The following is a 23684-nucleotide window of genomic DNA, read 5'->3' as shown; positions in this document are numbered from 1 at the left end:
TACCCGGCCGGTAAACAAATGAGCGTTAAAAACGCGGAGGAGAACGATGTCAAAACAATCGCCGCTAAGGCCATCGGACCCAATTGATAGGCTTGCGAACGCACGTATTTCGGGTTGCCTGAGATCCACAGATCTGGTCGAGCGGGCGCTTGATCACGCCGAAGCCCTAAGAAGTGCTGGAAGCCACGCGCTTACGCGGCTGTGGCGGGATGAGGCACTCGCTGCCGCTCGCTATGAAGACCGACTTAGCGAGCGGGGTGTGCTCTTGCCGTCTTTGCTTGCGGGCCTTCCAATAGTTGTAAAGGATAATTGCGATGTTCGCGGCGACATCACGCAGGCTGGATCTGCTTCCCTGGCGAATGCGCAGCCGGCTCAACGAGACGCAGATTGTGTGGCGCAACTGCGGGCAGCTGGAGCGGTCATCATCGGCAAATCCAACATGTCGGAGTTCGCTTTCGCTAACACGGGTGAGAACCGTGTTTTCGGCACTCCGCGCAATCCGCGCGACCCGTCCCGTCTTGCTGGAGGATCATCCTCAGGCGCTGCCGCCGCAGTAGCAGACGGATCTGTCGTGGCAGCACTTGGCTCTGACACCGGCGGATCCATACGCGGACCAGCTGCACTGTGCGGCCTTGTCGGCTTCAAAACCTCGGAAGGACGAATTTCGACCGACGGCGTCGTACCGCTTTCGACGACGATTGATACCGTCGGTCCCATAGCGCGTTCTGTCAAATGTTGCGCGGTTATGGACGCGGTTCTTGCAAAACAGCCATGGCGTCCTCTTCCGGAGTTTTCGCTTCACGGTGTGTCGTTGGGGGTTCTCCAGAACTTTGTGCTCGATGAGCTGGATCAGCCCGTCGCTTCGGCATTCGAAAACGCCCTCCGTGTTCTTCAGGACGCAGGAGCAACCCTTACCGAATTTTCATGGGACGAGCTCAACCGCCGTGACTGGCGGGAGGTGTTTTCAAAAATAAGTTACAGCGATATTTACGCAAGCCATGGTCGCTTCGCGGAAGAAAACGCGCAGTCGATTGGACCAGAAGTGGTCGATATCATGTTGACCGGACGCTCAATTTTACCACAAGACCGTGCAGAGGCTTTGACATTTCGTCGCAAAATTGTGTTGGGCGCGCATGATGTGATGTCTCGTTTTCATGCAGTGGTGATGCCAACTGTCCCAGTGGTTGCACCGCTCCTTTCCGCTCTTTCCGACCTGGAACATGCCAAAAAAGTCGAGAACATGATCGGCAGGAACAACGAACCGGGGAATTTCTTCGATTGCTGCGCGGCAACCATTCCTTGCCAGGCGGTGGGCGAGCTTCCGGTTGGCTTCATGATGATGGCGAAGAATGGTGAAGATAGGCGTGTCCTCGCCATCGCAAATGCCGTTGAGGAAGTTTTCAGAACGCGGGGGCTCGGATAAACGCGTACGGTTGGGCGTATCGCAAAGCTGTCGGCAGGAGCCCGCGAACACCCTGATCTTCATGCTTTGTTGACTTTTGCAGTCCGAAGAGCCGGGCAAGTAGGTCGTTTTCGTCGTTTGCAATCCAACTGCCAGAGAAGCCAAAGCCTTTCGAGAACGCACACAAGCCAAGTAAGGTCGCCGATGGAAATCGACGATTGTGGTCTTGGCGAGAAAACTGCTCATGGCACTTTGGAAGTTCGCTGTCGTTATCTCGCGATGGCACGAGCCACTATCGGTGGCAGGTGGTCGGCTATGCCGTGAGGAATACCAGAAATTCCAACATGCTCGGCACACACCCACCAAGAACACTCTTGATCTTGGTACGCCCGGTCGATTGCCACAGGTGAGATCTATGCCGGCTCGATTGTCGCCAGCACGCTAACGCAATCGCCTGCCTTAACGAGGCCAGGGAAGTGACGTGCGGCGAGCACGCCATCCATCTTCGCCCTCACTTCCAACCACTCGATCCCCGTGCGTCCCAAAGGATAAATGCGTGCCACATCTCGCCCTTTTTGACAATGTCAACGAGATCGAACAACGGCTCGAGCAAGCCACCATCCTCAGCAAACGAGAAGCAATTGTCGTCAGGCATGTCAAGCCAGATCGTCTCCCGCCTGTCGATTCTCCTCTAAGAGCCCGTCTCGAAAATTCGGAGCGGTGGCTTTGCCGGCCAGAGCGTCCGGACGCGCTTGGTCTTTTTTGAACGGTCGGCGCCTGTGTCGGATAGGTGTGATTCGGTCGTGATCACTAGCGATCGTGGTGTTCGATGAGCGCTTCGGAAAGCTGTGTCACGTTTTTCCGTATCCTGCCTAGTCAGGCAAAGGCGGGCGACGGGCGTCTTGAGCCATGATTATATTATTCTAATTCTACTGGATTTGTGTGGATCTACATCCACACAAATATGTGCTCCAATATTGATCTCGCCGAAGGGGTTGAGCAGCTGGCGCGGTCGTGATTCCAACGGGTTGTCGAAGCCTGATTGGAGAGACCTGATGTGGACGCCAGCTACTCGCCGCCAGCATAATCGCGAAAGCCTGCGTTACGAAACAGACATGATGGATGCAGAGTGGAGTTTGATCGCGCCACTCATGCCCACGGCCCGCCCGACGGGGCGACCGCGCAAATGGCCATTGCGCGAGATCGTAAACGCGATCTTCTACGTCATGCGCGGCGGGATCGGGTGGCGTCTTCTGCCATCGGATTTTCCGCCGAGGAGCACGGTGTTTCGCTGGTTTTGCCTGTTCCGTGACACATGCCTGTTCGAGAAGATCAACCACAAGCTCCTGATGCTGGATCGCGAACGTTGCGGCCGAGAGGCGTCACCCACGGCCTCCATCATCGACAGCCAGACCGTGAAGACCTGCGAGAGTGGCGGGCCGCGCGGCTATGACGCCGGCAAGAAGATCAAAGGCCGCAAGCGCCATGCGCTGGTCGACACCGACGGTCGGGCTCTCGTCCTTTATCCGCATCCCGCCAGCATCCAGGATCGCGACGGCGCCGGTCCGGTCCTGAACGCCTCGCGGCGACCATTCCCCTTTATCCGAAAGGTGTTCGCCGATTCTGGATATCAGGGACCGCGTGTGGCCGAGGCCACCTCGATCGCTGTCGAGATCGTCAAAAGAAAACCTGATCAGGTCGGCTTCGCCGTGCAACCGAGACGTCGCTTCTTTGCCTGGATCAGCCGCAACAGGCGGCTATGGAGGGACGCCGAGGCCACCATCGAATCCGCAACAGCTTTCCTCTACGCGGCAGCCGTCATGATCCTTGTGCGACGCATCGCGCGACATCAATGAGTTTCGGCACGGACTCTAAGAAGGCCAGCTTTGACGAGCACGTTGCGAACGCCTCGCTTGGCGATCAACGCCGTCTTAGCCGTTGTGGTACCGCCGCCGCCGAGCTCGGTGGTGATGAACGCCTTGCCCATCTCCTCTGAGGCGGTGTCGTCCCATGCCGACGGCATCGATTTCGAGGAACTGTGGGGCGGTTATGCGGCGAGAGCTGTTTCGTCTGGTTCGTGATTGTCGTTCGCCATTCCGGGATACCATTGCCGGAAGGTCGAGCGCAGGGAGCCGTCGAGGGTCTGCGATCTTCTGCTTCCGTGGACACACAAGGGTCATATCATCAAGATTCTGGCGCATGACGATCAGGGATGCTTACCGAACAGCATATACGCCGGGTCGGGCCCAGCGGCTCTAACTGCCAGATTTTTGTTGCATCAAACTACAAAATGCTGCTTAGTGGTGAAGCAGAGATTACGGAATCAGCGCAAGTCGCAAAATGGCGCAACAGCGATTTAGTCGGATTGAGACGAGATTGGCTTGAGAGGATTTCAATGCCGAGAGAGGCATCACGCTCTGAAATGAAAGCACTGACGGCAAACGGTCCAATGTCCAACGGTTTAGCACAATCAGGAGGTGAGTATGAAAATATTGTTCGGTATGCTCGTTCACGAAAGCAACTCGTTTGCGTCGGGGGCCGGGGACTTCAAAGGTATTTCGGTGGGCGAAGAGCTTTTTTCCATATACCGGAACAAGGTCGGTTATCTGGCCGGCATGATCAAAGCTGCAGAGGAATATGGCGTCGACCTAATTCCTTCCATTGCAGCAGGGAATGCGGGACCCAGGCTCACTAGGGAGGCCGTCGAATATGCCGTAGGGAAGCTTGTTACTATTGCCGAAAAACGAAAGGGTGAATACACGGGAATATGTTTGGCGCTTCACGGTGCCGGCGTTGCTGAGAACGCGGACGATCTGGAAGCCTACATCTTGGAACAGGTCCGGGAGGTAGTTGGTCCGGACATGCCCATCACGGTTTCTCTTGACCTTCATGGGAATATATCGCCAGAACTGGCCAAATTGTCGAATGGCCTTTTCGGCTGTAAGCAATATCCGCATATCGACGAAGCCGAGGCTGGCTATTTGGCGATGAAAACCCTTATTCGCATCTTGCGCGGCGAAGCGATCTCCCAAACAGCCGTTATTCAACTTCCTTGGCTGGTCGATGCGCGAATGGGCAACACCTTCGTAGAACCCATGAAATCCGTGACAGACTACGTAGCCGACTATGCTGCTAAACACGGCTTAATAGATGCGGCATTTTTCCATGGTTACGGTTATTCCGATGTGCCTTTCGTTGGCGCTTCCGTGGTGGTTGTAGCTGAAACAGGGGCACACGAGGCCGCCGCTGAAATCGCCAGGCACATTTGGGAAAAGCGGGAACTGCTTAAAGGGCCGGCGGCCCCGATGCCGGACGTGGCTGTGGATCATGCTCTCGCCGCGCTGGAAAAGCCGGGAACAGGCTATGTTGTCATTGTAGAAGTTTCCGATAACCCCGGTGCCGGAGGGCCGGGCACGGGAACCCATCTCCTGCGCGAGGTTCTGAGACGGAACCCTAAGAAGGCGATCTTCGGCTTCATTTGCGACCCGGAAATTGCGCTTGTTGCTCACGAAGTGGGTGTTGGGGGAGAGGTGTCAGGTTTGCTAGGGGGCAAGACCGACAAAATTCACGGTACCCCAATCGAGTTGCGCAATGCCAGAGTGTGCGCGTTATCAGACGGAAATGCCACCTACGTGTCTCCTATGATGGAAGGACTGCCGGTGTGTTACGGCAAGACCGCCCGTTTGCGCGTCGGTAATGTAGATATTGTCGTCACGGAGCAAACCGGCGCAGCTTACGATGATCGTCCTTTCTTGATTACTGGGGCTGATATTAACCAGTATGGAATAGTTTGCATAAAGGGGACAAATCATTTCCGAGCATTTTTCGATCCGAGGGCCAAGGCAGTCGTCGCTACTGATCCCCCAGGTGTCACAAGCAAAAATTTTAGTTCCTTCAATTACCAAAAGATTTGTAGGCCGATATATCCAATTGATCTCGACACCAACTTCTCGGCTTAAATTCAGCGCTCTAATCCCCGTAGCTTGCTGCGGGGAGGTTTATGTCTGGGCCTCTAATTCCTCGCGACCTTAGTGAGATACCAACACACGGGTGCACAGCGTGCATGGGCACGACACAATGAACCACGTAGTTGCCGCTCTAGCGCTCTAGCTGCTGGGTCGGAGGCAGTGTTCAGCGCCAATAGCTGTCGGGTTTTGGGCGCTCCACTCCCAGGGAGCAATTCGGGGAGCCGGGAGACTGCGAGGATGTCGGCTTGTTAGTATTGCGAACTGGATCTAAAATGAAGACCATGTGAGCATTGTAAAAACGGATGAACTTCATGTCTAAACAGTAGCCAGTTGGGACATCGGACACAATTGATACGCTCGCGCATGCACGTGTATCGGGTAACCTGAAATCCACAGACCTGGTCGAGCGGGGCTTGATCACGCCGAAGCGCTGAGAAATGCAGGCAGCCACGCGCTTACGCGGTTATGGCGGGATAAAGCACTTGCTGCTGCCGCTACGAAGACAGACTCAACGATGAGGGTGGGCTCTCCCCATCCTTGCTTGCCGGCCTGCCAATCGTGGTAAAAGACAATTGCGATGTCCGCGGTGACATCACGCAGGCTGGTTCAGCTTCCCCTTGAGAATGCACGGCCCGCTCAACGAGATTCAGATTGCGTGGCGCAACTGCGGGCAGCCAAGCGGTCATCATCGGCAAATCGGCAAATCCAACATGTCGGAGTTCACTTTCGCTAACACGGGTGAGAACCGTGTTTTCGGCACTCCGCGCAATCCGCGCGACCGTCCCGTCTTGCTGGAGGATCATCCTCAGGCGCTGCCGCCGCAGTAGCAGACCTCTTCCAGAGTTTTCGCTTCACGGTGTCATCGCTGGGTGTTCTTCAGAATCTCGTGCTCGATGAGCTGGATCGGACGGTCGGCCCGGCCTTCGAAAGTGCTCTGCGTGTCCTTCAAGACGCAGGAGCAACCGTTAAGGAATTCTCGTGAGGCGAGCTTGAGCGCCGTGATTGGCGGGAAGTTTGCTCGACAATAAGAGACAGAGATCTATAGAGCGACGATTTTGATGCCAAAGCGTGCGACCAAGTTGCCGATGGTTGCGTAGCTGACCGACACTCCGCATTCAGCCTACAGGTTCAGCCATTGGCAGCGTCAGCAACGCCTGTCACGTCAGCCTGAATATCGATCTATCGCTTTTGGGCCTCGCAGGTTCCTCCCAGATCGCTGCGCGGCACTGGGATCTCGTTCGGAGGCAAAGGACGCGTTAGCTATTGCCGACTTAATGGCTTAGTCCTTCTCAAGACTCTACGAACCCGGAACTGTCCTCCTCATTTGCAAAATTTGTTTTTTGGCATTGGCCCGCCAGCATTTTCCTATACACTGAGCGTATGTAATGTGGTGCAACAAAAATCTGAGATGGCGATGGAAGATGTTACTGAGGAGGAAACTGGAGAGGGTGCCGTTTCGACGGCTCACGATGACCGGCCGGCGGCCGAAACACTAGGCGTGGATCTGGCGCCACTCAAGAAGCATGCTCGACTGGGCGATCTCGCATATGACGCCATGAAAGAGCGCATAGTACGCGGCGCCTTCGAACCAGGGCGCAAACTGACAGTGCGCGCCGTTGCAGATGCACTCGGTGTGAGCTCTACTCCAGCGCGCGACGCCCTGAATCGCCTGGCCACTGAAGGTGCGCTCGTCTACTCGGGGCCAAAGACAGTCATCGTGCCCTATTTGACAATGCCCGCACTTGAGGAAATTACGACCATGCGGCTCGCCCTTGAGGGAGTGGCCGCAGAGCGGGGCGCGGCAAATGCTCCAGCGGATCTTGCGGACTCTCTTGAGGCGCTTCAGGGGGAGATCAACAGAGGGCTCGAAAGACGACGTTATGCCGACGTTCTTTGGGCGAACATGGAATTCCACTTCGCGGTCTACAAGTGCTGCGGCATGCCCTATCTGTTATCGACAATTGAAACCCTTTGGTTGCGGATTGGACCTTCATTTCACGACTTATACCCGGAATTCGCAATTCAGAAGTATGGCGTACACAATCACGAAGTCGTTATGGAGAGTCTTCGGGAAGGTGATAACCGAGCTGTTCGTGCGGCGTTTGAGAACGACATCCGCGATGGTTATCGGCGCCTGAGGCAGGCTATTCGTGCGCGAGCGGAATAATCAAGAAAATCGAAAGGGTTGTTGCTCACCTGATTTAACTTACGAGTTAATAGCACCAACATAATCGACAGCACTTATGCTGTATGTCGCCGACGGCTCGGTGCTTCTGTCCACCGGCCAACTCCGCTAGTCCCTATGATTGCTGGGCGGCCCGTCATCCGATATGCAACGGTACGAGGGTTAAGCCGGCTGGCCGGCGCAGAGCCTCATGCATAGGAGACGGGCCATATGGAACATATCAGATTTGTCGGTTTGGATATTCACAAAGAGCGGATTTCGATCGCGGTGGCAGAGAGCGGACGCGGCGGGTTGGTGGAATATCTCGGCGAGATTGCCAACGACCCTGATGCCATCAACAAGCTATGCGATCGTCTGCGGCGTTCCGGCAAGCCGCTGGCGTTTTGCTATGAGGCCGGCCCGTGCGGTTATGGCGTTTATCGCCAACTCACAAGCCTGGGCCATCGCTGCGACGTGGTGGCGCCATCGCTGATTCCAAGGAAGCCTGGCGATCGGGTGAAGACAAACCGTCGCGACGCCACCATGCTCGCCCGCCTCAATCGGGCCGGAGAGTTGACCCCCGTCTGGGTGCCCGATACCGATCACGAAGCCATGCGCGACCTGATCCGGCTGCGCAGCGTCGTGCGACAGGTGGTGACGCGAGCGCGCCAACATCTTCAAGGATTTCTGCTGCGCCACGGGCGCAAGCACGAGCGTGGGACGGCCTGGCGAATGGCTTACCGGCGATGGCTTTCGACCCTGGCCTTCGAACATCCCGCTCAGCAGATCGCATTTCAGGACTACGTCGATGCCGTCATGGATGCGGAACGGCGCCTGCAGCAGGTCGAGGAACAGATACTCAGCCTGCTCCCGGAATGGAACCAGCGCCCGGTGGTTGACGCCTTGCAGGCAATGCGCGGCATCGCGCTGATCAATGCCGTGGTGCTGGTCGCAGAGGTCGGCGACTTCACACGCTTCTCCAATCCACGCCAGCTCATGGCCTATTTCGGCCTAGTCCCTGGCGAGCAATCGAGTGGCGAGACCGTCTGGCGCGGCGGCATCACCAAGACCGGCAACACCCATGCCCGGCGCGCGCTGGTCGAGGACGCCTGGGCTTACAGGATGAGGCCGCGCATCGGCCGGCACAAGGTCGACCGGATCGAGGCGCTGCCAAAAGTCGTTCGCGATATCGGGTGGAAGGCGCAGGTTCGGCTGTGCACCCGATATCGTCGGCTGAGCGCGCGCGGCAAGAATGCCAACGTCGTCAATGTCGCCATCGCACGCGAGATGGTGGGCTTCATCTGGTCGATCGCCTGCACGATTCAATCCGCGCCAAAGGTGGCGTGACCGGTATTTGAAAGACAGCCAGCAGAGGAGATCGCAAAACCCAAACATCAGCCTCGGCGATATGCGGCGCTGGAGGCGGGACAATGCCGGGGAGCCCTCGTCTCCACTATGAGCCACGACGCTCGCCATCTAGACAGAGGCAGCCCCAAACGAAACAAGGTCATGCGGCCCGACCCGCGGATGAGAGATTGTTGACCGACGTTCAAGTCCCGCCTCTTGCACCTCATATCCGCCGTACAAGTACCTCGACCGCCGATCGGGTTCGGCGGGCCAATTTCTACGCCAAAGGCCGTTGTCAGCAATCATGAGAGTGGATGGAATCTAACGCTTGGTGCCCGCGCTTGACGGCGGCGATGATCTTGTCGGGATCGGCGGTCCAGGTGAAGGGCTTTGGCTGCTGGTTGTGCTCGGCGAGGAAGCGGTTGATGGCGGCCTGGAGATCGACGACGGAGTGGAAGACGCCGCGTTTCAGGCGGCGCTTGGACAGCTTGGCGAAGAAGCCTTCTACCGCGTTGAGCCATGAGCATGATGTCGGAGTGAAGTGGAAGGTGAAGCGCTCGTGACGGTCGAGCCAGGCGTGCGGCGCGACAATCAACGTGAGAGCGCGTATACATACAGATTGTCGCGCTATACAGGCGCGCACCTTGGGGTGCTTGTGGGGAGCATAGTTGTCGAGGACCACGTGCACCGCCTTGTCTGCGGGAACCTCGGCGTTGATGGCATTGAGAAAGCGGATGAACTCCTGATGGCGATGGCGCTGCATGTTCCTGCCGATGACGGTGCCGTCGAGGACGTTGAGGGCGGCGAACAGGGTGGTGGTGCCGTTGCGCTTGTAGTCATGCGTCATCGTACCGAGCCGCCCCTTCTTCATCGGCAGGCCGGGTTGGGTGCGGTCGAGCGCCTGGATCTGGCTCTTTTCGTCGACCGACAGCACGATGGCGTGGGCCGGCGGATCGAGATAGAGGCCGACGACGTCGCGCAACTTGTCGACGAACTTCGGATCATTGGAGAGCTTGAACTGGCGCCAGCGGTGGGGTGCGAGACCATGCGCCTTCCAGATGCGCCTGACGGCGCTGGCGCTGATTGCGGCGGCTTGCGCCATCATGTCGGCGGTCCAGTGGGTCGTCTCGCCCGGCGGATCGGCAAGCGTCAGTGCCACGACGCGCTCGCCGACATCGGGACCGAGCGGCGGAATGCGCGACGGCCGCGTCTTGTCGCGCAGCAGCCCGTCACAGCCTTCCGCGGCAAAGCGCTCCTGCCAGCGCCAGACGCAGGTCTTCGACTTGCCGGTGCGGCGCATGATCTCGACGGTGCCGACGCCGTCGGCGGACAAAAGCACGATCTTGGCGCGCCAGACATGCTTTTGCGGGGTATTGCGATCCCTGATCAGCGCCGTCAGACGGACGCGATCGGCCGACGAAACGGTGAACGATATTCCTGTGCGCATGCGCCAGACTCGCACGCGCAGGCCAGAAAGGGAATCTCTGACTGGACTCTTATGTCAGGCGGGAACCACTAGCAGAGTTGGCCTAGCCATGCCGGCTTACATACGCTTATCGGGTTGCTCCGCGTAACCATAAAGCGATCGAGCGTGATCGAGCGAAATTACGCCGTCGTCCAGGTCGCGGTGCACAGCCGCTCGGTCTCGCTTTCGCGGATCGCCCCATCCGCCTCCAGCGGAGGACTGAATCGTCAGTCGAGCGGGCGGGAAGTCTCGTTCACCATACTGAGGCGTATCTGCGACTTCTCCGGAATCGAGTTTAATGAACAACTCTCCCTTACTACCGTCGCACCCACCATTGACACCCAATCCGCTGGGTGTTCGAATACCCTCTCCTGTGAAATTATAGGACCCTGGCGCCATGACGTCGACAACATATGTTGCCCCGGTTCCGCCGCGAAATTGTCCAGCGCCAGCGCTATTTTTCCGAAACTCGTAACTATGTACATGGATAGGATAAATCTGCTCATAATTTTCTACGTTTGGCAAAGCAAGCCCGCCCATCGAAACAACTTGGCTCATAACATTGAACCCATCACGTCCGAAAACCGCGCCTGCTCCCGATGAACCGAACCAGTGCGAGATGCCAAATTTACCATGACTGAGATCGCTGTTCGAAGTGCTGCAGTAAGAGCATTTGCCCCAGGAACCACTCGCTCTTTGTGGGTCAGCCTGAGCAAGAGCCCTCCAACACGCGTTGATTATGTCGGCTGCTGGAAACATCGTGCACATGGTCACCGGCGCGGGCGCGCGCGCGTTGACCACAGTCCCTTCTGGTGCGATGATTTCGAGTGCACGCAAGGCGCCGCCGTTACGCGGCAAAGCGGCGCTCCCAAGAAAGCTCATAACACCTACGAATGCCGCAGAAGTTGTATTTGCGAGGGAGCTGTTTTTGAAGCTTTTTATTTGCGGATGACTGCCGGTAAAGTCGAGAGTAATTTTGTTGCCGCGTACTGTGAGTTTTACTTTCACAGGAACACTCACTGCCTCGAAACAATCGTTGTCGCTAACGTCCTCCGCCTCATAGACTCCGTCCGGAAGCTGGCCTATCGCTTCCCGCATCATCCGGTCCGCGTGCGCCAGCACTGCCTCAAGGGCCAACCGGCTTCGATCGGCCCCCAGCTCATCAAATAGCTTCTGGAGCCGTTGAGCGCCGATGGCAACCGCACCAAGCATTGCGCGCAAATCACCGTCCATTGGTTCCGGATAGCGCGAGTTGAGCAGAAGCAGTTCCCATACATCTTGTCGAGTTACACCAGCTTCAATTAGTTTCAAGACAGGAAGCCGGATCCCCTCATGAAAGATTTCGGTAGCAGAAGTATTGTATGATCCAACAGCACCGCCACCTATGTCGCTCTGGTGTGCTCGGTTGCACGTGAAGGCCACAAGAGTACCAGAGCAAAATACCGGGCGCACGATTGTCCAGTCGGGCAGGTGATTGCCGCCAGCAACGTAGGGATCGCTGAGGATGAAAACGTCCCCCGGAGCAATATTTCCGGCAAATCTATTCAGTACTGCGCGCAGTGCGAAACCGGCTCCTCCTGTGTGGATTGGGAGCCCGTCTGCCTGCGCAACCACTTCACCCTCGGCACTGCCAACGAAACAGGAAAAGTCATGCGACTGACTAAATATCGGGCTGCGAGCGGTTTTCACCATGACCCAACCCATCTGTCTGGAGACATGGTCAAGCTGTTTCTGTATCAGGGCCAATTGTACTGCATCGAAGCTCATGAACTCATTCCCGGCATATGATTTGCGTGGATAAGGAAATTGGATCCCGAGTCGACTTCCAGGCGACACCCTTCCGGCACAACCACGGTTGTGGTCGAGCTTTCCACGAGGGCCGGCCCGTCAATGGTGTCTCCATATTGTAGGGCGTCGCCCTCGAAGATGGGTGTCTTCTTGAAATCACCAATGTCCTCCGAATAAACAGGCCGCAACTCAATCGGCTCAATTTCTCTTCGCGTCCGCTCACAGCTTTTTTGTTCCGTGAATCCCAAGCGGACCGAGCCCACGGCGCGGCCGCCCGTAATATCGATCTCATCCTCCCCTTGGTCATGTGCGTAGAGTCGGCGGAACTGCTCCAGAAAAGCCCTTCGAATAGCGCTAATATCGGTCTCCTGAACCTGTACAATGACAGAAGACTGCTGGCCCTTATATTGGAGTTCGAGTGCTCTTTCGATGATGATGTCTTCCGGCGCAAAGCCTTCGTCCAAGAAGCGCTGGCGGGTCTCTTCTGCAAGCGTATTGAGGAATTCGCCGATATCGCTGGCAGAGGTCGTCGCCAGAGGCTTCAGCCACGACCTGACGACATCTTGCCTTGCATCTGCCGTGCACATGCCGAAAGCACAAAAAACACCAGCAACTCGAGGCACAAAAACCGTACGGCAACCCAGAGCGCGAGCGACAGAAGCGCCATGCATAGCTCCGGCACCTCCGACTGCGACGAGAGTGAAACGAGATGGATCAAAACCTCGTTCGACGCTCACTTTCTCCACGGCATGAATAACTTCTTGTTCCATAAGGCGGACAATTCCGGCCGCAGCGTGAACGGTCGTTAGACCTGATGGGGCAGCGATACGGTTGTTGATCGCGTCCTCTGCAAGTTTCTTGTCGAGCGATATCAGACCGCCGCCATAGCGACCGCTTTGAAGACGCCCCAACACAAGCTGGGCGTCGGTCACCGTCGGGTCAACGCCCCCTCGAGCATAACATGCTGGTCCCGGCAACGCACCTGCGCCATCTGGACCGGCGCGAAGCATCCCGCCCTGATCACGGCGCGCGATCGTTCCGCCGCCTGCGCTGACTGTGTGAATGTCGACTGCGGGCAGCGCGAGGTGATATCCATTGACTTCCGTGCTATTTGTCATCCCAACCCCGGCTTCATCCGTAAGGATGACATCGCAGCTGGTACCTCCGATTTCGATCGAAATCAGGTCCTGGGATCCAATCGCCTTGGCACAGACCATCAGTGCGCTGGCACCGGCGGAGGGACCGGACAGCATGAGGGATGCAGGCCGTTGTTCGACCTGTTGGACGGAAACGACTCCACCATTGCTTTGCATCAAGAGAAGCGGACGCTTGAGCCCACACTCTTTGAGTCGCGATTCAAGGCGTCGCAGGTAAGGTACGACGCGCGGCGCCACATAAGCGTTGAGGACAACCGTCGAGGTTCGTTCATATTCCCCGACCATTCGCACCATATCGGAGGAGGCGTACACCCAGACATCTGGCCACAGGCCGCGTACCATTTCCTTGCATTCGTGCTCATGCTGACTGCTGATGAAACTGTTCAGAAAGGCAATGGCGACCGCCTCTACGCCGCGGCTCTGCATCTCACTAACTGCTCGCCTGATGCTTTCGTCATCAAGAGGAACGACGCCTCGTCCCATTTTATCAGTCCTTTCGCGTATCGGTAAGCGAAGACTGCGCGGAACAAGCACAGGGGGGAAAGGCTTGCGGTGGTCCCAGGGATCCGAACGGATGCCACGGCGAATTTCGAGAGAGTCGCGGAATCCTTCCGTGACCAGGAGGCCGACTTTGGCTCCTTTTCCTTCCAGCAGAGTGTTTGTTGCTATTGTCGAACCGTGCACAAAATGGGAGCACCCGCCGAGCAACGATGCAGTTGATAGACCAGCGGCTTCTGCAGCTAGCCGCAGCACGTCGATCACACCTTCGGAGGGATCGTTTGTGGTGGTGGATGCCTTGTGTTGCCGAAGAAGGCCCTTTGCATCTATGAGCACGAGGTCGGTAAACGTCCCTCCAATATCGATACCCAGGCGCCAGGGCGGACTGAGAGTAGCGCGGTCGTGCATATTTCTTCCTGTTCGATTTTGGTGGACGCTTTGGGAAACAAAACCCCCTCCGGTGGTGCGGTTAGCTCTATTTTGTTGCAACAAGTACCACTCTGTCAAGACAGATGGTTCCTCTTGAGCAGCTTTATTTGGGCAATTTAGCTCCCGAGTGTCGGATGTGACGGGGGCTAAGGGATGGCACTTGCCTCCCTGCTTCATCACAAACTCGCCGTCACATGAATCCCGTCCCAACCCGTTGTCACCAAATCGAGCGCGAGGAGCCACTGCATAGTGATTTGAATGATGGGAAATTGCAAAAATCCCTTGCGTTAGGAGAGGACTTCGTTATTTTGTTGCAACAAACATACCTGTTGCGGGCGATGTCCCGTGCCTGACTTAAGGAGATACTTTGTATGTTGCACAAAAATAACGAGCCACTGAGCGCTGCATTGCCTAATGTGCAATCGGAGCGATTGTTCGCGCGGGGTCATGGAGTTTTTCCGGACGGTACCACGCGCGCCACAATCGAGCGCGATCCAACGCCGCGGTACGTCCAAAGGGGCGAGGGCGCCTATCTGGTCGATGTGGACGGACAGCGGTTTCTCGATCTCAACAACAATTTCACGACTCTGATTCATGGGCATGGGTATGCACCAGTGATGGACGCCGTTGCGCGTCTTCTTCGGGATGGGACCTGCTTTTCCAATCCGACTGTGCATGAGATCGATCTTGCCGAACTACTAATTGATCGTATCCCATCAGTTGAACAGATCCGCTTCGTCAATACCGGTACCGAGGCCGTAATGTTCGCCATCAAGGCGGCTCGCGCATTTACCGGACGCCCCTGCATTGCCAAGATTGAAGGCGCCTATCACGGCTCCTATGATTGGGCCGAGGCTGGACAAGGGGGTACGCCTTCAACTTGGGGATCGCCGGACGCGCCGGTCGCCGTACCGGCCTATGCCGGCACCCCAGGATCGGTCGCCGATGAAGTCGTCATTCTTCGCTTCAACGATACAGAGGGGGCTCGCCGCCGGATCGCGGCTGCCGCTGACCGTTTGGCCTGCATCCTGCTCGACCCGATGCCGAGCCGCGGCGGCCTTATTCCACCTAATCCCGACTTTGTCGCCGCTGTCATAGAGACCGCACGACATTATGGTATCCTTGTCGTCTGCGATGAAGTGCTCAATCTCCGCCAAAGCTATCGTGGCGCCTCGTCGCGGTACGGCATCGAGCCTGATCTCATTGCCACCGGTAAGATTATTGGCGGTGGATTCCCGATCGGTGCAATCGGTGGATCACGAGACGTCATGAGCGTCTTTGATGGATCGACAGGACGGGCCAAACTAGCGCAGGGCGGCACCTTCTCGGCGAACCCAGTCTCCATGGTGGCCGGTCGAGTCAGCATGGCAGCTATGACCGAGGCTGCATTCGCTCGCCTGGACGTCCTGGGCGATCGTCTTCGAGCGGCCCTTACCGCCGCTATTGAACGACGACAAGCTCATTATGTCGTCAGCGGCACTGCGTCGCTCTTTCGCATTCATCCAAAACAGACCCTGCCGCGCGATTATCGGGACGCCTATCCATCGTCTGACGAAGCGGCATTGATGAAAGCTATGACACGTTTCTTCCGCAACGAGGGTGTGATTCTGCCTGACGGCGCAGCGGCCTGTCTCTCTACGGCCATGACTGACGCCGACATCGACAAGATCGCGAACACCTTTGATCGGTTCTTGGCGGCAGCACCCGTCCTCGAAAAGGAGACACATTCATGAACATTTCCAAAGAATCGGCCGCAACCACCCCAATAATCAAGACGGTAGCCGAGCGCGTCGCCCATGCACTCCAGCGTCACGGCGTGGACACCATCTTCGCGCAGAGCCTTCCCTCCGCTGTGATCCTCGCGGCGGAAAGGATTGGCATTCGTCAGGTCTCCTACCGACAGGAAAATATGGGCGGCGCCATGGCCGACGGTTATGCCCGTCGTTCAGGAAAAGTTGCAGTTGTTGCAGCTCAAAATGGTCCCGCTGCAACGTTGCTCGTTCCTCCATTGGCTGAGGCACTCAAGGCAAGCGTTCCGATTGTGGCTCTCGTTCAAGAGGTCGAACGTGATCAGGCGGACCGTAACGCCTTCCAGGAACTCGACCATCTCGCTCTGTTCCAGGCTTGCGCCAAATGGGTCCGCCGGGTGGTCGTCGGCGAGCGAATTGATGACTATATTGACGCGGCCTTCACAGCCGCTGCTTCCGGTCGTCCCGGTCCGGCAGTTTTGCTGCTTCCAGCCGATCTTTTGCGCGAAAACGCTCTTGCTCCGACATTTGAGCGGCATTCCAGTCTCGGTCACTGGCCGCTGGACCGCGTGCAACCCGACGCCGCGACCATCGAGGAGGCTGCCCGAGCCATAGCCGAAGCCCGCAGCCCTGTCATTCTGGCGGGCGGTGGTGCTCACTCTGGAGGCGGGGCGACGGAGCTCGCCCAGCTTCAGGAAATGGCATCCCTCCCGGTCTTCACCACAAACATGGGGAAGGGAGCAGTAGATGAACATCACCCATTGTCGGCCGGTGTTTTGGGGTCGCTGGTTGGTCCTCGGTCTCTCGGTCGCCACAGCCGCGTTCTGCTGGACGAGGCCGATCTCGTCGTGCTTGTCGGAACGCGCACTAACCAGAACGGCACGGATAACTGGCGTCTGATTCCAGCCGGGGCCAAGATCGTACATATCGACATCGATCCGGGCGAGATCGGGCGAAACTACGAATCCCTGAGGCTCGTGGGTACCGCCGCTGAGACACTACGGGCCTTGCGCGAAGCCTTGCAGCGGCACTCCCTGATCCTTCGCCAGCAGGCGAGAGCAAGCGTCGAAGCGAGGATTGCAGCGGCTTGGCGGGCGTTCGAAGAAGACCGCTACGCCGTAACGCATCGAACGGACGGCCCAATCCGACCTGAGTTTCTCATGCGCGAACTCCAGGCGCGGCTAACCCCAGAAACGACCATAGTCACCGATGCCAGTTATTCGTCCTTCTGGGCAACCGGGCAGCTCCGCAGCCTTCAGGCGGGCATGCGCTTCATCACGCCACGCGGCCTGGCCGGACTCGGATGGGGATTGCCTCTTGCAATCGGGGCAAAAATTGCCCGCCCGGATCATCCAGTGATTGCCATCGTTGGCGACGGAGGATTTGCGCATAGCTGGGCCGAACTGGAGACACTCGTTCGTTCGAATATCGCGCTTACCGTGATCGTCCTCAACAATGGCATTCTCGGATTCCAGAAGCACGCCGAGACGGTGAAGTTCAAGGGTTATACGACAGCCTGCCACTTCAGCGCAGTTGACCACACGAAGATCGCGGAAGCTTGCGGCTGCCCGGCTATGCGCGTTGCGCGGATTGAAGAGCTCGGCGTAGCACTTGATCGAGGACTGGCGGGGCGGGGACCGCTTTTGATCGATATGATCACAGATCCCGGCGCATTTCCGCCGATCTCGTTGTTCGAGAAACTGGAGGAAGCAGCATGAATACGGAATCGCCTGCCCGAGTCGCGGTCGTTACCGGTGGCACGGCTGGTATTGGCCTCGCTTGTGCGGAACATCTTCTTGTCACCGGTCACAGGGTCGCGGTCTTCAGTACCCAGTCTGCGCGCGTAGAAAAGGCGCGCGACGACCTCTCTCGGAAATTCGGCGCGGATAACGTTCTTGCGGAAACGGTCGATTTGCGACAACCCGAGGCGCTTAATGCGTTTTTTGAACAAGTTGAAAAGAGATGGAGCTTGCCCGAAGTTCTGGTTTGCAATGCCGGGTTATCTCCAAAACATAATGGTCAGCGCCTCGCATTCGATGCCATTCCTCTTGGTGAGTGGAATGACGTTTTGGCCATCAACTTGACCGGCGCCATGTTGTGCTGCCAGTTCGTGGCACCCGTAATGGCCGCCAAAGGGTTCGGGCGCATCATCTTGATCGGATCGATCGCCGGCCGAGCAATGCCGCAAATGGCGGGTGCAAGTTATGTGGCGTCCAAGGCAGCCTTGGCAGGGATGTCGAAGTCCCTGGTCAGCGAATATTCCTCTCGCGGAGTCACGACCAATACGGTGGCGCCGGGCAATGTGCTGACGGAGATGATGGCTCCACCGGACAGTCCGGCCGGTCAAGCCGCACTTGGTCGGATTCCGTCCGGGCGAATGGGGCGGCCCGAGGATATCGCCGCTTTGGTCGCGTTCCTTGCGTCCGATCAGGCAGGGTTCATTAACGGCGCAATTATCGACGTCAACGGTGGAGAGTATCTGCCGTGCTAGCGATTGGTAGCTACTGCGTCACTCGAACGGGACGCCCGCCGATTGCGTGATGCAGGGTCTTAAATCCCGCATCTCGGGCTTCGAATATCACAGGACTAGTGCTGGGCGAAAACCGATCACGCCGACAACTGTCAATTTTCTGGAATTAAACAATGACCGTACGCCAGAGCCTGCTTGTGAAACTGACCGATACTTCTCTTGCTATCAATAAGGCACTTGTTGGTGCCGAATGGGTGTCAAAAAGCTCGACAGGCGATGTCTTTGATGTGACCAACCCGTCGACAGGAGAAGTGATCGCCACGCTGCCCGACCTTGGAAGGCAGGAGGTCACCTGCGCCATTGATGCGGCGCATGTCGCACAGAAGACGTGGGCGAAGCGCACAGGAAAGGAGAGGGCGGCTATTCTCCGCAGGCTCTACGACCTCATGGTGGCCAATGCCGACGACCTTGCAACGATCCTGACCATGGAAATGGGCAAGCCTTGGTCCGAGGCGAGGGGAGAGATCCTTTACGGCGCCTCGTATGTCGAGTGGTTCGGCGAGGAAGCCAAGCGCGTCTATGGGGATACCATTCCCGGTCATCAGCCGGACAAACGCATCATTGTGATCAAGCAGCCGGTGGGCGTGGTCGGCGCCATCACGCCCTGGAACTTTCCCAACGCCATGCTTGCCCGCAAGGTGGCTCCTGCACTCGCGGCAGGCTGCAGCATGGTATCGAAACCCGCCGCACAGACCCCGCTGTCGGCGCTGGCACTTGCTGTTCTCGCAGAACGGGCCGGCCTCCCAGCAGGTTTGTTTTCAGTGTTAACGTCCACCGCTTCTTCCGAGATCGGCAGAGAGTTCTGCAGCAACGAAAAGGTTCGCAAGGTCACCTTCACGGGCTCGACCAATGTCGGAAAAATCCTCATGCGGCAGGGCGCGGACCAGATCATGAAGCTTGGTCTGGAACTTGGCGGCAATGCGCCATTCATCGTTTTCGACGATGCGGATTTGGAAGCCGCTGTAGAAGGTGCGATGGTCTCAAAATATCGCAATGCCGGTCAGACCTGCGTCTGCGCCAACCGCCTCTACGTGCAGTCCGGCATCTACGACGCCTTTGCCAGCAAGCTTGCAGAGCGCGTTCGACAGATGAAGGTCGGCGACGGCTTTGCCGAAGGCGTCACGACTGGACCGCTGATCGATGAAACCGCGCTCAAGAAGGTTCAAGAGCATGTCGCCGATGCGGTCGGAAAAGGCGCAAAGGTCGAAATCGGTGGCAAACCCGCCGGCCAGGGTGGCCTCTTCTTCGAGCCCACCATTTTGACGGGGGTCACGGCAGATATGCTCGTCTCCACTGAGGAGACCTTCGGTCCGGTTGCTCCTCTATTCAGGTTCGAGACGGAAGAAGACGTCATCGAGTTGGCCAACAATACTGTGTTCGGACTGGCATCCTATTTCTTCTCGAAGGATGTCTCCAAGATCTTCCGAGTAGCGGAAGCGCTCGAGTACGGCATGGTCGGAGTAAACACTAGCTTGATCTCGACTGAGGTCGCGCCGTTCGGCGGCATCAAGCAATCCGGCTTGGGGCGCGAAGGGTCGAAGTACGGGTTGGAGGACTACACGGAGATCAAGTATCTGTGCTTGAGCGTGTAGCTAGTAGGGGAACAATTGTGATGGATTTGGCCCCGTTCCGGATTTGCGATGTCGCGCTCGACAGTTCGCTTAACGCACGGAACCCTCGCGTCGAGCGTGAACAAGCATTCACTGTAATCGACCTTCTTGAGACGAACACATTCGTGCCTCTCGGACATACCGGCGGTCCATATCGTCTAAAGCTCGGAACGGCGGTCGGGCGGCTGACACTTCATATTGATGACGATCAAGGGGCGCCTATCGTTAGCCATTGTTTCTCACTCACCCCTTTCCGACGGATGCTCAGGGATTACAAGCGTATTTGCGAGAGCTACTACGAATGTCGCTTGGGACCTGAGCGACTTGAGGCAATCGATATGAGTCGACGCAACACTCACAACAAAGCTGCCGAGCTACTTAGAGAACACCTATCCGAAAGAATCAGCATCGATAAAGACACGGCGCGTCGGCTGTTTACGCTGATTTACGCGCTGCTCGCTCGCAATGCTACGCATGAAGTTTTGCTGTCCTGATACAGGTACTCTGTGTACCCAAAACTTCGATACAAGGGGAAATTCAGGTGAACACAATTCTTCGAGCGGATATCCAAATCAGCGGGGCAAACTCCGCCGGCTTTCTGGAAAGCGTCGACCAAAACTTCCGCCACGCCATGTCTTTCCTGGATCTGCCGGAGGGACTGGCAGAGCGCATCATCCAGTGCAACTCGACTTATACGGTCCGCTTCGGTGTTCGCTTGCGCGGTCGCATGTACAGCTTCATCGGCTGGCGATCGGTGCATAGCGAGCATTGTGAGCCCGTCAAAGGCGGCATTCGTTTCGCTTCGAGTGCGGACGCCGAGGAGGTCGAAGCGCTGGCAGCGCTGATGACCTTGAAGTGCTCGCTCGTCGACGTGCCATTCGGCGGCTCTAAGGGCGCGCTAAAGATTGATCCGCGCGAATGGACGGTGCAGGGACTCGAGCGCATTACCCGCCGCTTTACCCAGGAACTGAATAAGCGCGGTCTGATCGGACCGGGTGTGAATGTTCCAGCTCCCGATATTGGCACGGGCGAGCGGGAAATGGCCTGGATGATGGATGAATTCCGTCGGGCCAATCCGACCGATGTCGTCAACGCGCGTGCTTGCGTCACCGGCAAGCCGCTTTCCAAGGGCGGGATCGCCGGGCGAACCGAGGCCACAGGTAGGGGCGTGCAATTCGCAATCCAGAGTTTCCTTCGCGACCCCCGCACTCAAGGTCTTGATGGCCGGCGCGATCTGAAGGACGCATCGGTCATCGTCCAGGGCTTCGGTAACGTCGGCTATCACGCCGCAAAGTTCCTATCGGAAGAGGATGGCGCACACATCACCGTCGTTGCTGAGCGTGACGGCTTTGTTGCCAATCCCGAGGGTCTTCCCATCGAGGCGCTGAAGCAGCACCAGATCCGTACCGGCAGCATCCTCGGCTTCGAAGGTGGCAAGTCCTTCGCCGGCGATATGACCGGCATCGAACAGCGCTGCGATCTTCTGATTCCGGCGGCGATGGAAAATGCCATCCATGCCGAGAACGCCGAGCGCATCAACGCGCACCTCGTTGTCGAAGCCGCCAACGGCCCCGTCACCTTCGAGGCGGACAAGATTCTCCGCTCCCGCGGCGTGACCGTCCTTCCCGATCTCTATGTAAACGCGGGCGGCGTGGTTGTCAGCTACTTCGAGTGGGTGAAGAACCTCACGCACATCCCCTTCGGCTTGATGGAGCGGCGGCGGCGCGAGCGGCGCAACCAGACCATTGCTACAGCGCTCGAGCGGATGACCGGCAAGGAGTTCCCGGCCGATATCCGCGATGAGTTCCTGGAAGGGGGCGCCGAGATCGATCTTGTTCGCTCAGGCCTCGAAGACGTCATGCGCAGCACCTGGACCCGCATTAGCGATCTCCTGAAGAAGCAGCCGGAACTCGGAGACTATCGCACTGCGGCTTATGTCGCCTCCATCCGGCAGATTGCCGAAGCTTATGAGGCGATTGGAATTTAGTGGAAGTCTAAACTGCTCAAGCTCCTTGGTTGTCGTCAACAACAGTCGGCGGGAGTTCCTGTGGTGGTCTCATTTACTCGGAGATCGCGGACTTCTTTACTGTGGCTAAATTGAATGCTGACGTTTACCGACTAGCGTTGAAGAGCAGAGGCGAGGATTTCGGATGAGCGTTGACTTTGATTACTACCTCGCAATGAGGGCGGCGCGGGAATGTCACACAACTGTGGGTCCGGGACGTCTGCGAAAGGAGGAAGCCATTGGGCTATTGTCGGATTTGAGTGAGCTCGAAAAGTTTCGCCGCAATGATGTCACCGGCGCAGAGATACCGCCGTTTTTCCGATGGCTTCTCAACAAAGTTCACTCGGTACGATTTCGAAAGCATGAACTCTGACCCGATAAAACTGCTCACCGCGTTCGCAAGTGGCGCGACAATGGTTGGCCCCGTGTTCCAAAGAGCGCAGTTTCGGCAGTGAAGCTGGGTGAGTGAGTGGAAAGAATGGCTCTGGAAAACAGGTGCTTGGTTTGTCATTGCGTGTTGCGCTTCCGAAAACAAGCGGTTTGTTGCTTTCTGAACGATCTCAAACCTCTACAACAGTGTCATCCAGCAGGGAAATCGAAAGTAATCTTAAAACGCGGGGGGACCTCACGGAACATTATCTTGGAGAACTCAACACCTGGGGCGCTTAGTCGCCGCGCGGGTTTGACTGCAAAGTCAGGGATCCATTGCAATGCGAGCCCACGCTTTCTCACAAAAGTCGCAACGGGATTGCATGACCTTGTACGCGAATACCGCTTGTGTTCGCTCAACCTCCAGGACGGCATGGCTCCGTCGAGCGCGCTTCGGCGGCAGCCACTAAATCTACCGGAACACGTTTGCCAATGCGGGACCACTGCGGCAAGCGCATCGCGCAATTCTTCAAAGAACCTCTCAGGCAAGAGGACCACAAAGCTGAAAGAACGAAAGAACTGAAAGGATCGCCTCGCCAAAGGTAAACGAATGATGCACCATGTAGAGCCCCATCGATCCAGTTCGACGACCCTCGCCCCGCTCCGGAACGGGGTGTTTCGTTCGATCTGGACAGCCACACAGATATCCAGCGTCGGCTGGCTCGTGCAGACGGTCGCCATCAGTTGGCTGATGGTCACCATTTCGGCGTCGGATCAGATGGTGGCGCTCGTGCAGGCGTCCACCACGTTGCCGGCATTCTTCCTTTCGATCTTAGCCGGCGCGATCGCCGACAATTTCAGCCGGCGCGGGGTGATGCTCGCGGGCCAATGCTTGATCCTATTGGCCTCGGTGACGCTGACGGTTTCCGTCGGCCTCGGATTTGTCAGTCCCTGGCTCATCCTTGGTCTCGGCTTCCTTGCCGGCTGTGGATTCGCTGAATGATCCGGCCTGGCACGCTTCCGTCGGCGATATCCTTCACAAGCGCGACATTCCGGCTGCGGTGACGCTGATGTCTGTCGGCTACAACATCGCGCGCAGCATCGGGCCGGCGCTGGGCGGATTGGGGTCGGAACAAGAACTGTTCAGAATCTTGCGCTAAGGTCGAACGGAGTGAGAACTTATGCGGCACGCCGTAGCCCAACC

At 57.3% G+C, this 23684-nt stretch carries 14 protein-coding genes and 4 pseudogenes; 12 read left to right on the top strand and 6 right to left on the bottom strand.

All coding sequences use genetic code 11. The features are described 5' to 3' along the window. Positions 1–46: 46 nt before the first annotated feature. Positions 47–1423 (top strand): amidase family protein, encoded by a 1377-nt coding sequence (locus tag CIT26_RS00270; protein WP_095490713.1) that lies wholly within the window; start codon positions 47–49, stop codon positions 1421–1423. Between the two features lie 64 nt (positions 1424–1487). Here the strand turns inward: CIT26_RS00270 and CIT26_RS35490 are convergent. Next, positions 1488–1574, bottom strand: a pseudogene (locus tag CIT26_RS35490) (IS6 family transposase); the annotation flags it as partial. A gap of 241 nt (positions 1575–1815) precedes the next feature. Further along, positions 1816–2072 (bottom strand): annotated as a pseudogene (locus tag CIT26_RS37205) (N-alpha-acetyl diaminobutyric acid deacetylase DoeB); the annotation flags it as partial. A gap of 385 nt (positions 2073–2457) precedes the next feature. Here CIT26_RS37205 and CIT26_RS00260 point away from each other — a divergent pair. After that, positions 2458–3258 (top strand): IS5 family transposase, encoded by an 801-nt coding sequence (locus CIT26_RS00260; protein ID WP_095490712.1) that lies wholly within the window; start codon positions 2458–2460, stop codon positions 3256–3258. A 2-nt stretch (positions 3259–3260) separates the two neighbouring features. Here the strand turns inward: CIT26_RS00260 and CIT26_RS36960 are convergent. Beyond that, positions 3261–3441 (bottom strand): annotated as a pseudogene (locus CIT26_RS36960) (N-alpha-acetyl diaminobutyric acid deacetylase DoeB); the annotation flags it as partial. Positions 3442–3885: 444 nt separating this feature from the next. On the opposite strand from CIT26_RS36960, the gene CIT26_RS00250 reads away from it, so the two are divergent. The 3 genes from CIT26_RS00250 to CIT26_RS00235 all read left to right on the top strand — a co-directional run bounded on the left by CIT26_RS00250 (position 3886) and on the right by CIT26_RS00235 (position 8881). Beyond that, the gene (locus CIT26_RS00250) at positions 3886–5361 is read left to right on the top strand and encodes a M81 family metallopeptidase (RefSeq protein WP_095490711.1); all 1476 of its coding nucleotides are present in this window, start codon (positions 3886–3888) and stop codon (positions 5359–5361) included. A gap of 1333 nt (positions 5362–6694) precedes the next feature. Further along, on the top strand, positions 6695–7537 hold the full coding sequence (locus tag CIT26_RS00240) for a GntR family transcriptional regulator (RefSeq protein WP_245318897.1): 843 nt from the start codon (positions 6695–6697) through the stop codon (positions 7535–7537). A 228-nt stretch (positions 7538–7765) separates the two neighbouring features. Beyond that, the gene (locus CIT26_RS00235; protein WP_095490709.1) at positions 7766–8881 is read left to right on the top strand and encodes an IS110 family RNA-guided transposase; all 1116 of its coding nucleotides are present in this window, start codon (positions 7766–7768) and stop codon (positions 8879–8881) included. A gap of 295 nt (positions 8882–9176) precedes the next feature. On the opposite strand, the gene CIT26_RS00230 is transcribed toward CIT26_RS00235, so the two are convergent. The 3 genes from CIT26_RS00230 to CIT26_RS00220 all read right to left on the bottom strand — a co-directional run bounded on the left by CIT26_RS00230 (position 9177) and on the right by CIT26_RS00220 (position 14296). Further along, a complete protein-coding gene (locus CIT26_RS00230) occupies positions 9177–10328 on the bottom strand; it encodes an IS630 family transposase (RefSeq protein ID WP_095490708.1) in 1152 nt (383 codons plus the stop codon). A gap of 96 nt (positions 10329–10424) precedes the next feature. Beyond that, complete coding sequence (locus tag CIT26_RS00225) at positions 10425–12113, bottom strand: hydantoinase B/oxoprolinase family protein (protein ID WP_095490707.1); 1689 nt, start codon at positions 12111–12113, stop codon at positions 10425–10427. Further along, positions 12110–14296, bottom strand: a complete 2187-nt coding sequence (locus CIT26_RS00220; protein ID WP_245318895.1) for a hydantoinase/oxoprolinase family protein — start codon at positions 14294–14296, stop codon at positions 12110–12112. Before CIT26_RS00220 ends, CIT26_RS00225 begins: the two co-directional genes overlap by 4 nt. 293 nt (positions 14297–14589) lie before the next feature. On the opposite strand from CIT26_RS00220, the gene CIT26_RS00215 reads away from it, so the two are divergent. The 7 genes and pseudogenes from CIT26_RS00215 to CIT26_RS00185 all read left to right on the top strand — a co-directional run. Next, a complete protein-coding gene (locus tag CIT26_RS00215) occupies positions 14590–15951 on the top strand; it encodes an aspartate aminotransferase family protein (RefSeq protein ID WP_095490705.1) in 1362 nt (453 codons plus the stop codon). Next, a complete protein-coding gene (locus CIT26_RS00210; RefSeq protein WP_095490704.1) occupies positions 15948–17684 on the top strand; it encodes an acetolactate synthase catalytic subunit in 1737 nt (578 codons plus the stop codon). The genes CIT26_RS00215 and CIT26_RS00210 overlap by 4 nt, the downstream gene beginning before the upstream one ends. Next, positions 17681–18457, top strand: coding sequence for a 3-oxoacyl-ACP reductase FabG (fabG, locus tag CIT26_RS00205; protein ID WP_095490703.1), 777 nt, complete (start codon positions 17681–17683; stop codon positions 18455–18457). The genes CIT26_RS00210 and fabG overlap by 4 nt, the downstream gene beginning before the upstream one ends. 152 nt (positions 18458–18609) lie before the next feature. Beyond that, positions 18610–20088, top strand: coding sequence for an NAD-dependent succinate-semialdehyde dehydrogenase (locus CIT26_RS00200; RefSeq protein ID WP_095490702.1), 1479 nt, complete (start codon positions 18610–18612; stop codon positions 20086–20088). A gap of 20 nt (positions 20089–20108) precedes the next feature. After that, positions 20109–20600 (top strand): UPF0262 family protein, encoded by a 492-nt coding sequence (locus CIT26_RS00195; RefSeq protein WP_095490701.1) that lies wholly within the window; start codon positions 20109–20111, stop codon positions 20598–20600. 137 nt (positions 20601–20737) lie between these two features. Beyond that, positions 20738–22093, top strand: coding sequence for a Glu/Leu/Phe/Val family dehydrogenase (locus CIT26_RS00190; RefSeq protein ID WP_095490750.1), 1356 nt, complete (start codon positions 20738–20740; stop codon positions 22091–22093). A 1000-nt stretch (positions 22094–23093) separates the two neighbouring features. After that, positions 23094–23604, top strand: a pseudogene (locus CIT26_RS00185) (MFS transporter); the annotation flags it as partial. Between the last annotated feature and the right edge of the window lie 80 nt (positions 23605–23684).

This window comes from Mesorhizobium temperatum, assembly GCF_002284575.1.
GTDB lineage: Bacteria > Pseudomonadota > Alphaproteobacteria > Rhizobiales > Rhizobiaceae > Mesorhizobium > Mesorhizobium temperatum.
Note: the sequence above shows the minus strand (reverse complement) of the source record. Positions and strands in the feature narration are given on the sequence as shown.

Bases quoted from the DNA above. Each gene is read 5' to 3' on its own strand.
- CIT26_RS00260 (WP_095490712.1), top strand. From the start codon at position 2,458: ATGTGGACGCCAGCTACTCGCCGCCAGCATAATCGCGAAAGCCTGCGT.
- CIT26_RS00270 (WP_095490713.1), top strand. From the start codon at position 47: ATGTCAAAACAATCGCCGCTAAGGCCATCGGACCCAATTGATAGGCTT.
- CIT26_RS00190 (WP_095490750.1), top strand. From the start codon at position 20,738: ATGTCTTTCCTGGATCTGCCGGAGGGACTGGCAGAGCGCATCATCCAG.
- CIT26_RS00195 (WP_095490701.1), top strand. From the start codon at position 20,109: ATGGATTTGGCCCCGTTCCGGATTTGCGATGTCGCGCTCGACAGTTCG.
- CIT26_RS00200 (WP_095490702.1), top strand. From the start codon at position 18,610: ATGACCGTACGCCAGAGCCTGCTTGTGAAACTGACCGATACTTCTCTT.
- CIT26_RS00225 (WP_095490707.1), bottom strand. From the start codon at position 12,113: ATGAGCTTCGATGCAGTACAATTGGCCCTGATACAGAAACAGCTTGAC.
- CIT26_RS00215 (WP_095490705.1), top strand. From the start codon at position 14,590: ATGTTGCACAAAAATAACGAGCCACTGAGCGCTGCATTGCCTAATGTG.
- fabG (WP_095490703.1), top strand. From the start codon at position 17,681: ATGAATACGGAATCGCCTGCCCGAGTCGCGGTCGTTACCGGTGGCACG.
- CIT26_RS00230 (WP_095490708.1), bottom strand. From the start codon at position 10,328: ATGCGCACAGGAATATCGTTCACCGTTTCGTCGGCCGATCGCGTCCGT.
- CIT26_RS00210 (WP_095490704.1), top strand. From the start codon at position 15,948: ATGAACATTTCCAAAGAATCGGCCGCAACCACCCCAATAATCAAGACG.
- CIT26_RS00235 (WP_095490709.1), top strand. From the start codon at position 7,766: ATGGAACATATCAGATTTGTCGGTTTGGATATTCACAAAGAGCGGATT.
- CIT26_RS00250 (WP_095490711.1), top strand. From the start codon at position 3,886: ATGAAAATATTGTTCGGTATGCTCGTTCACGAAAGCAACTCGTTTGCG.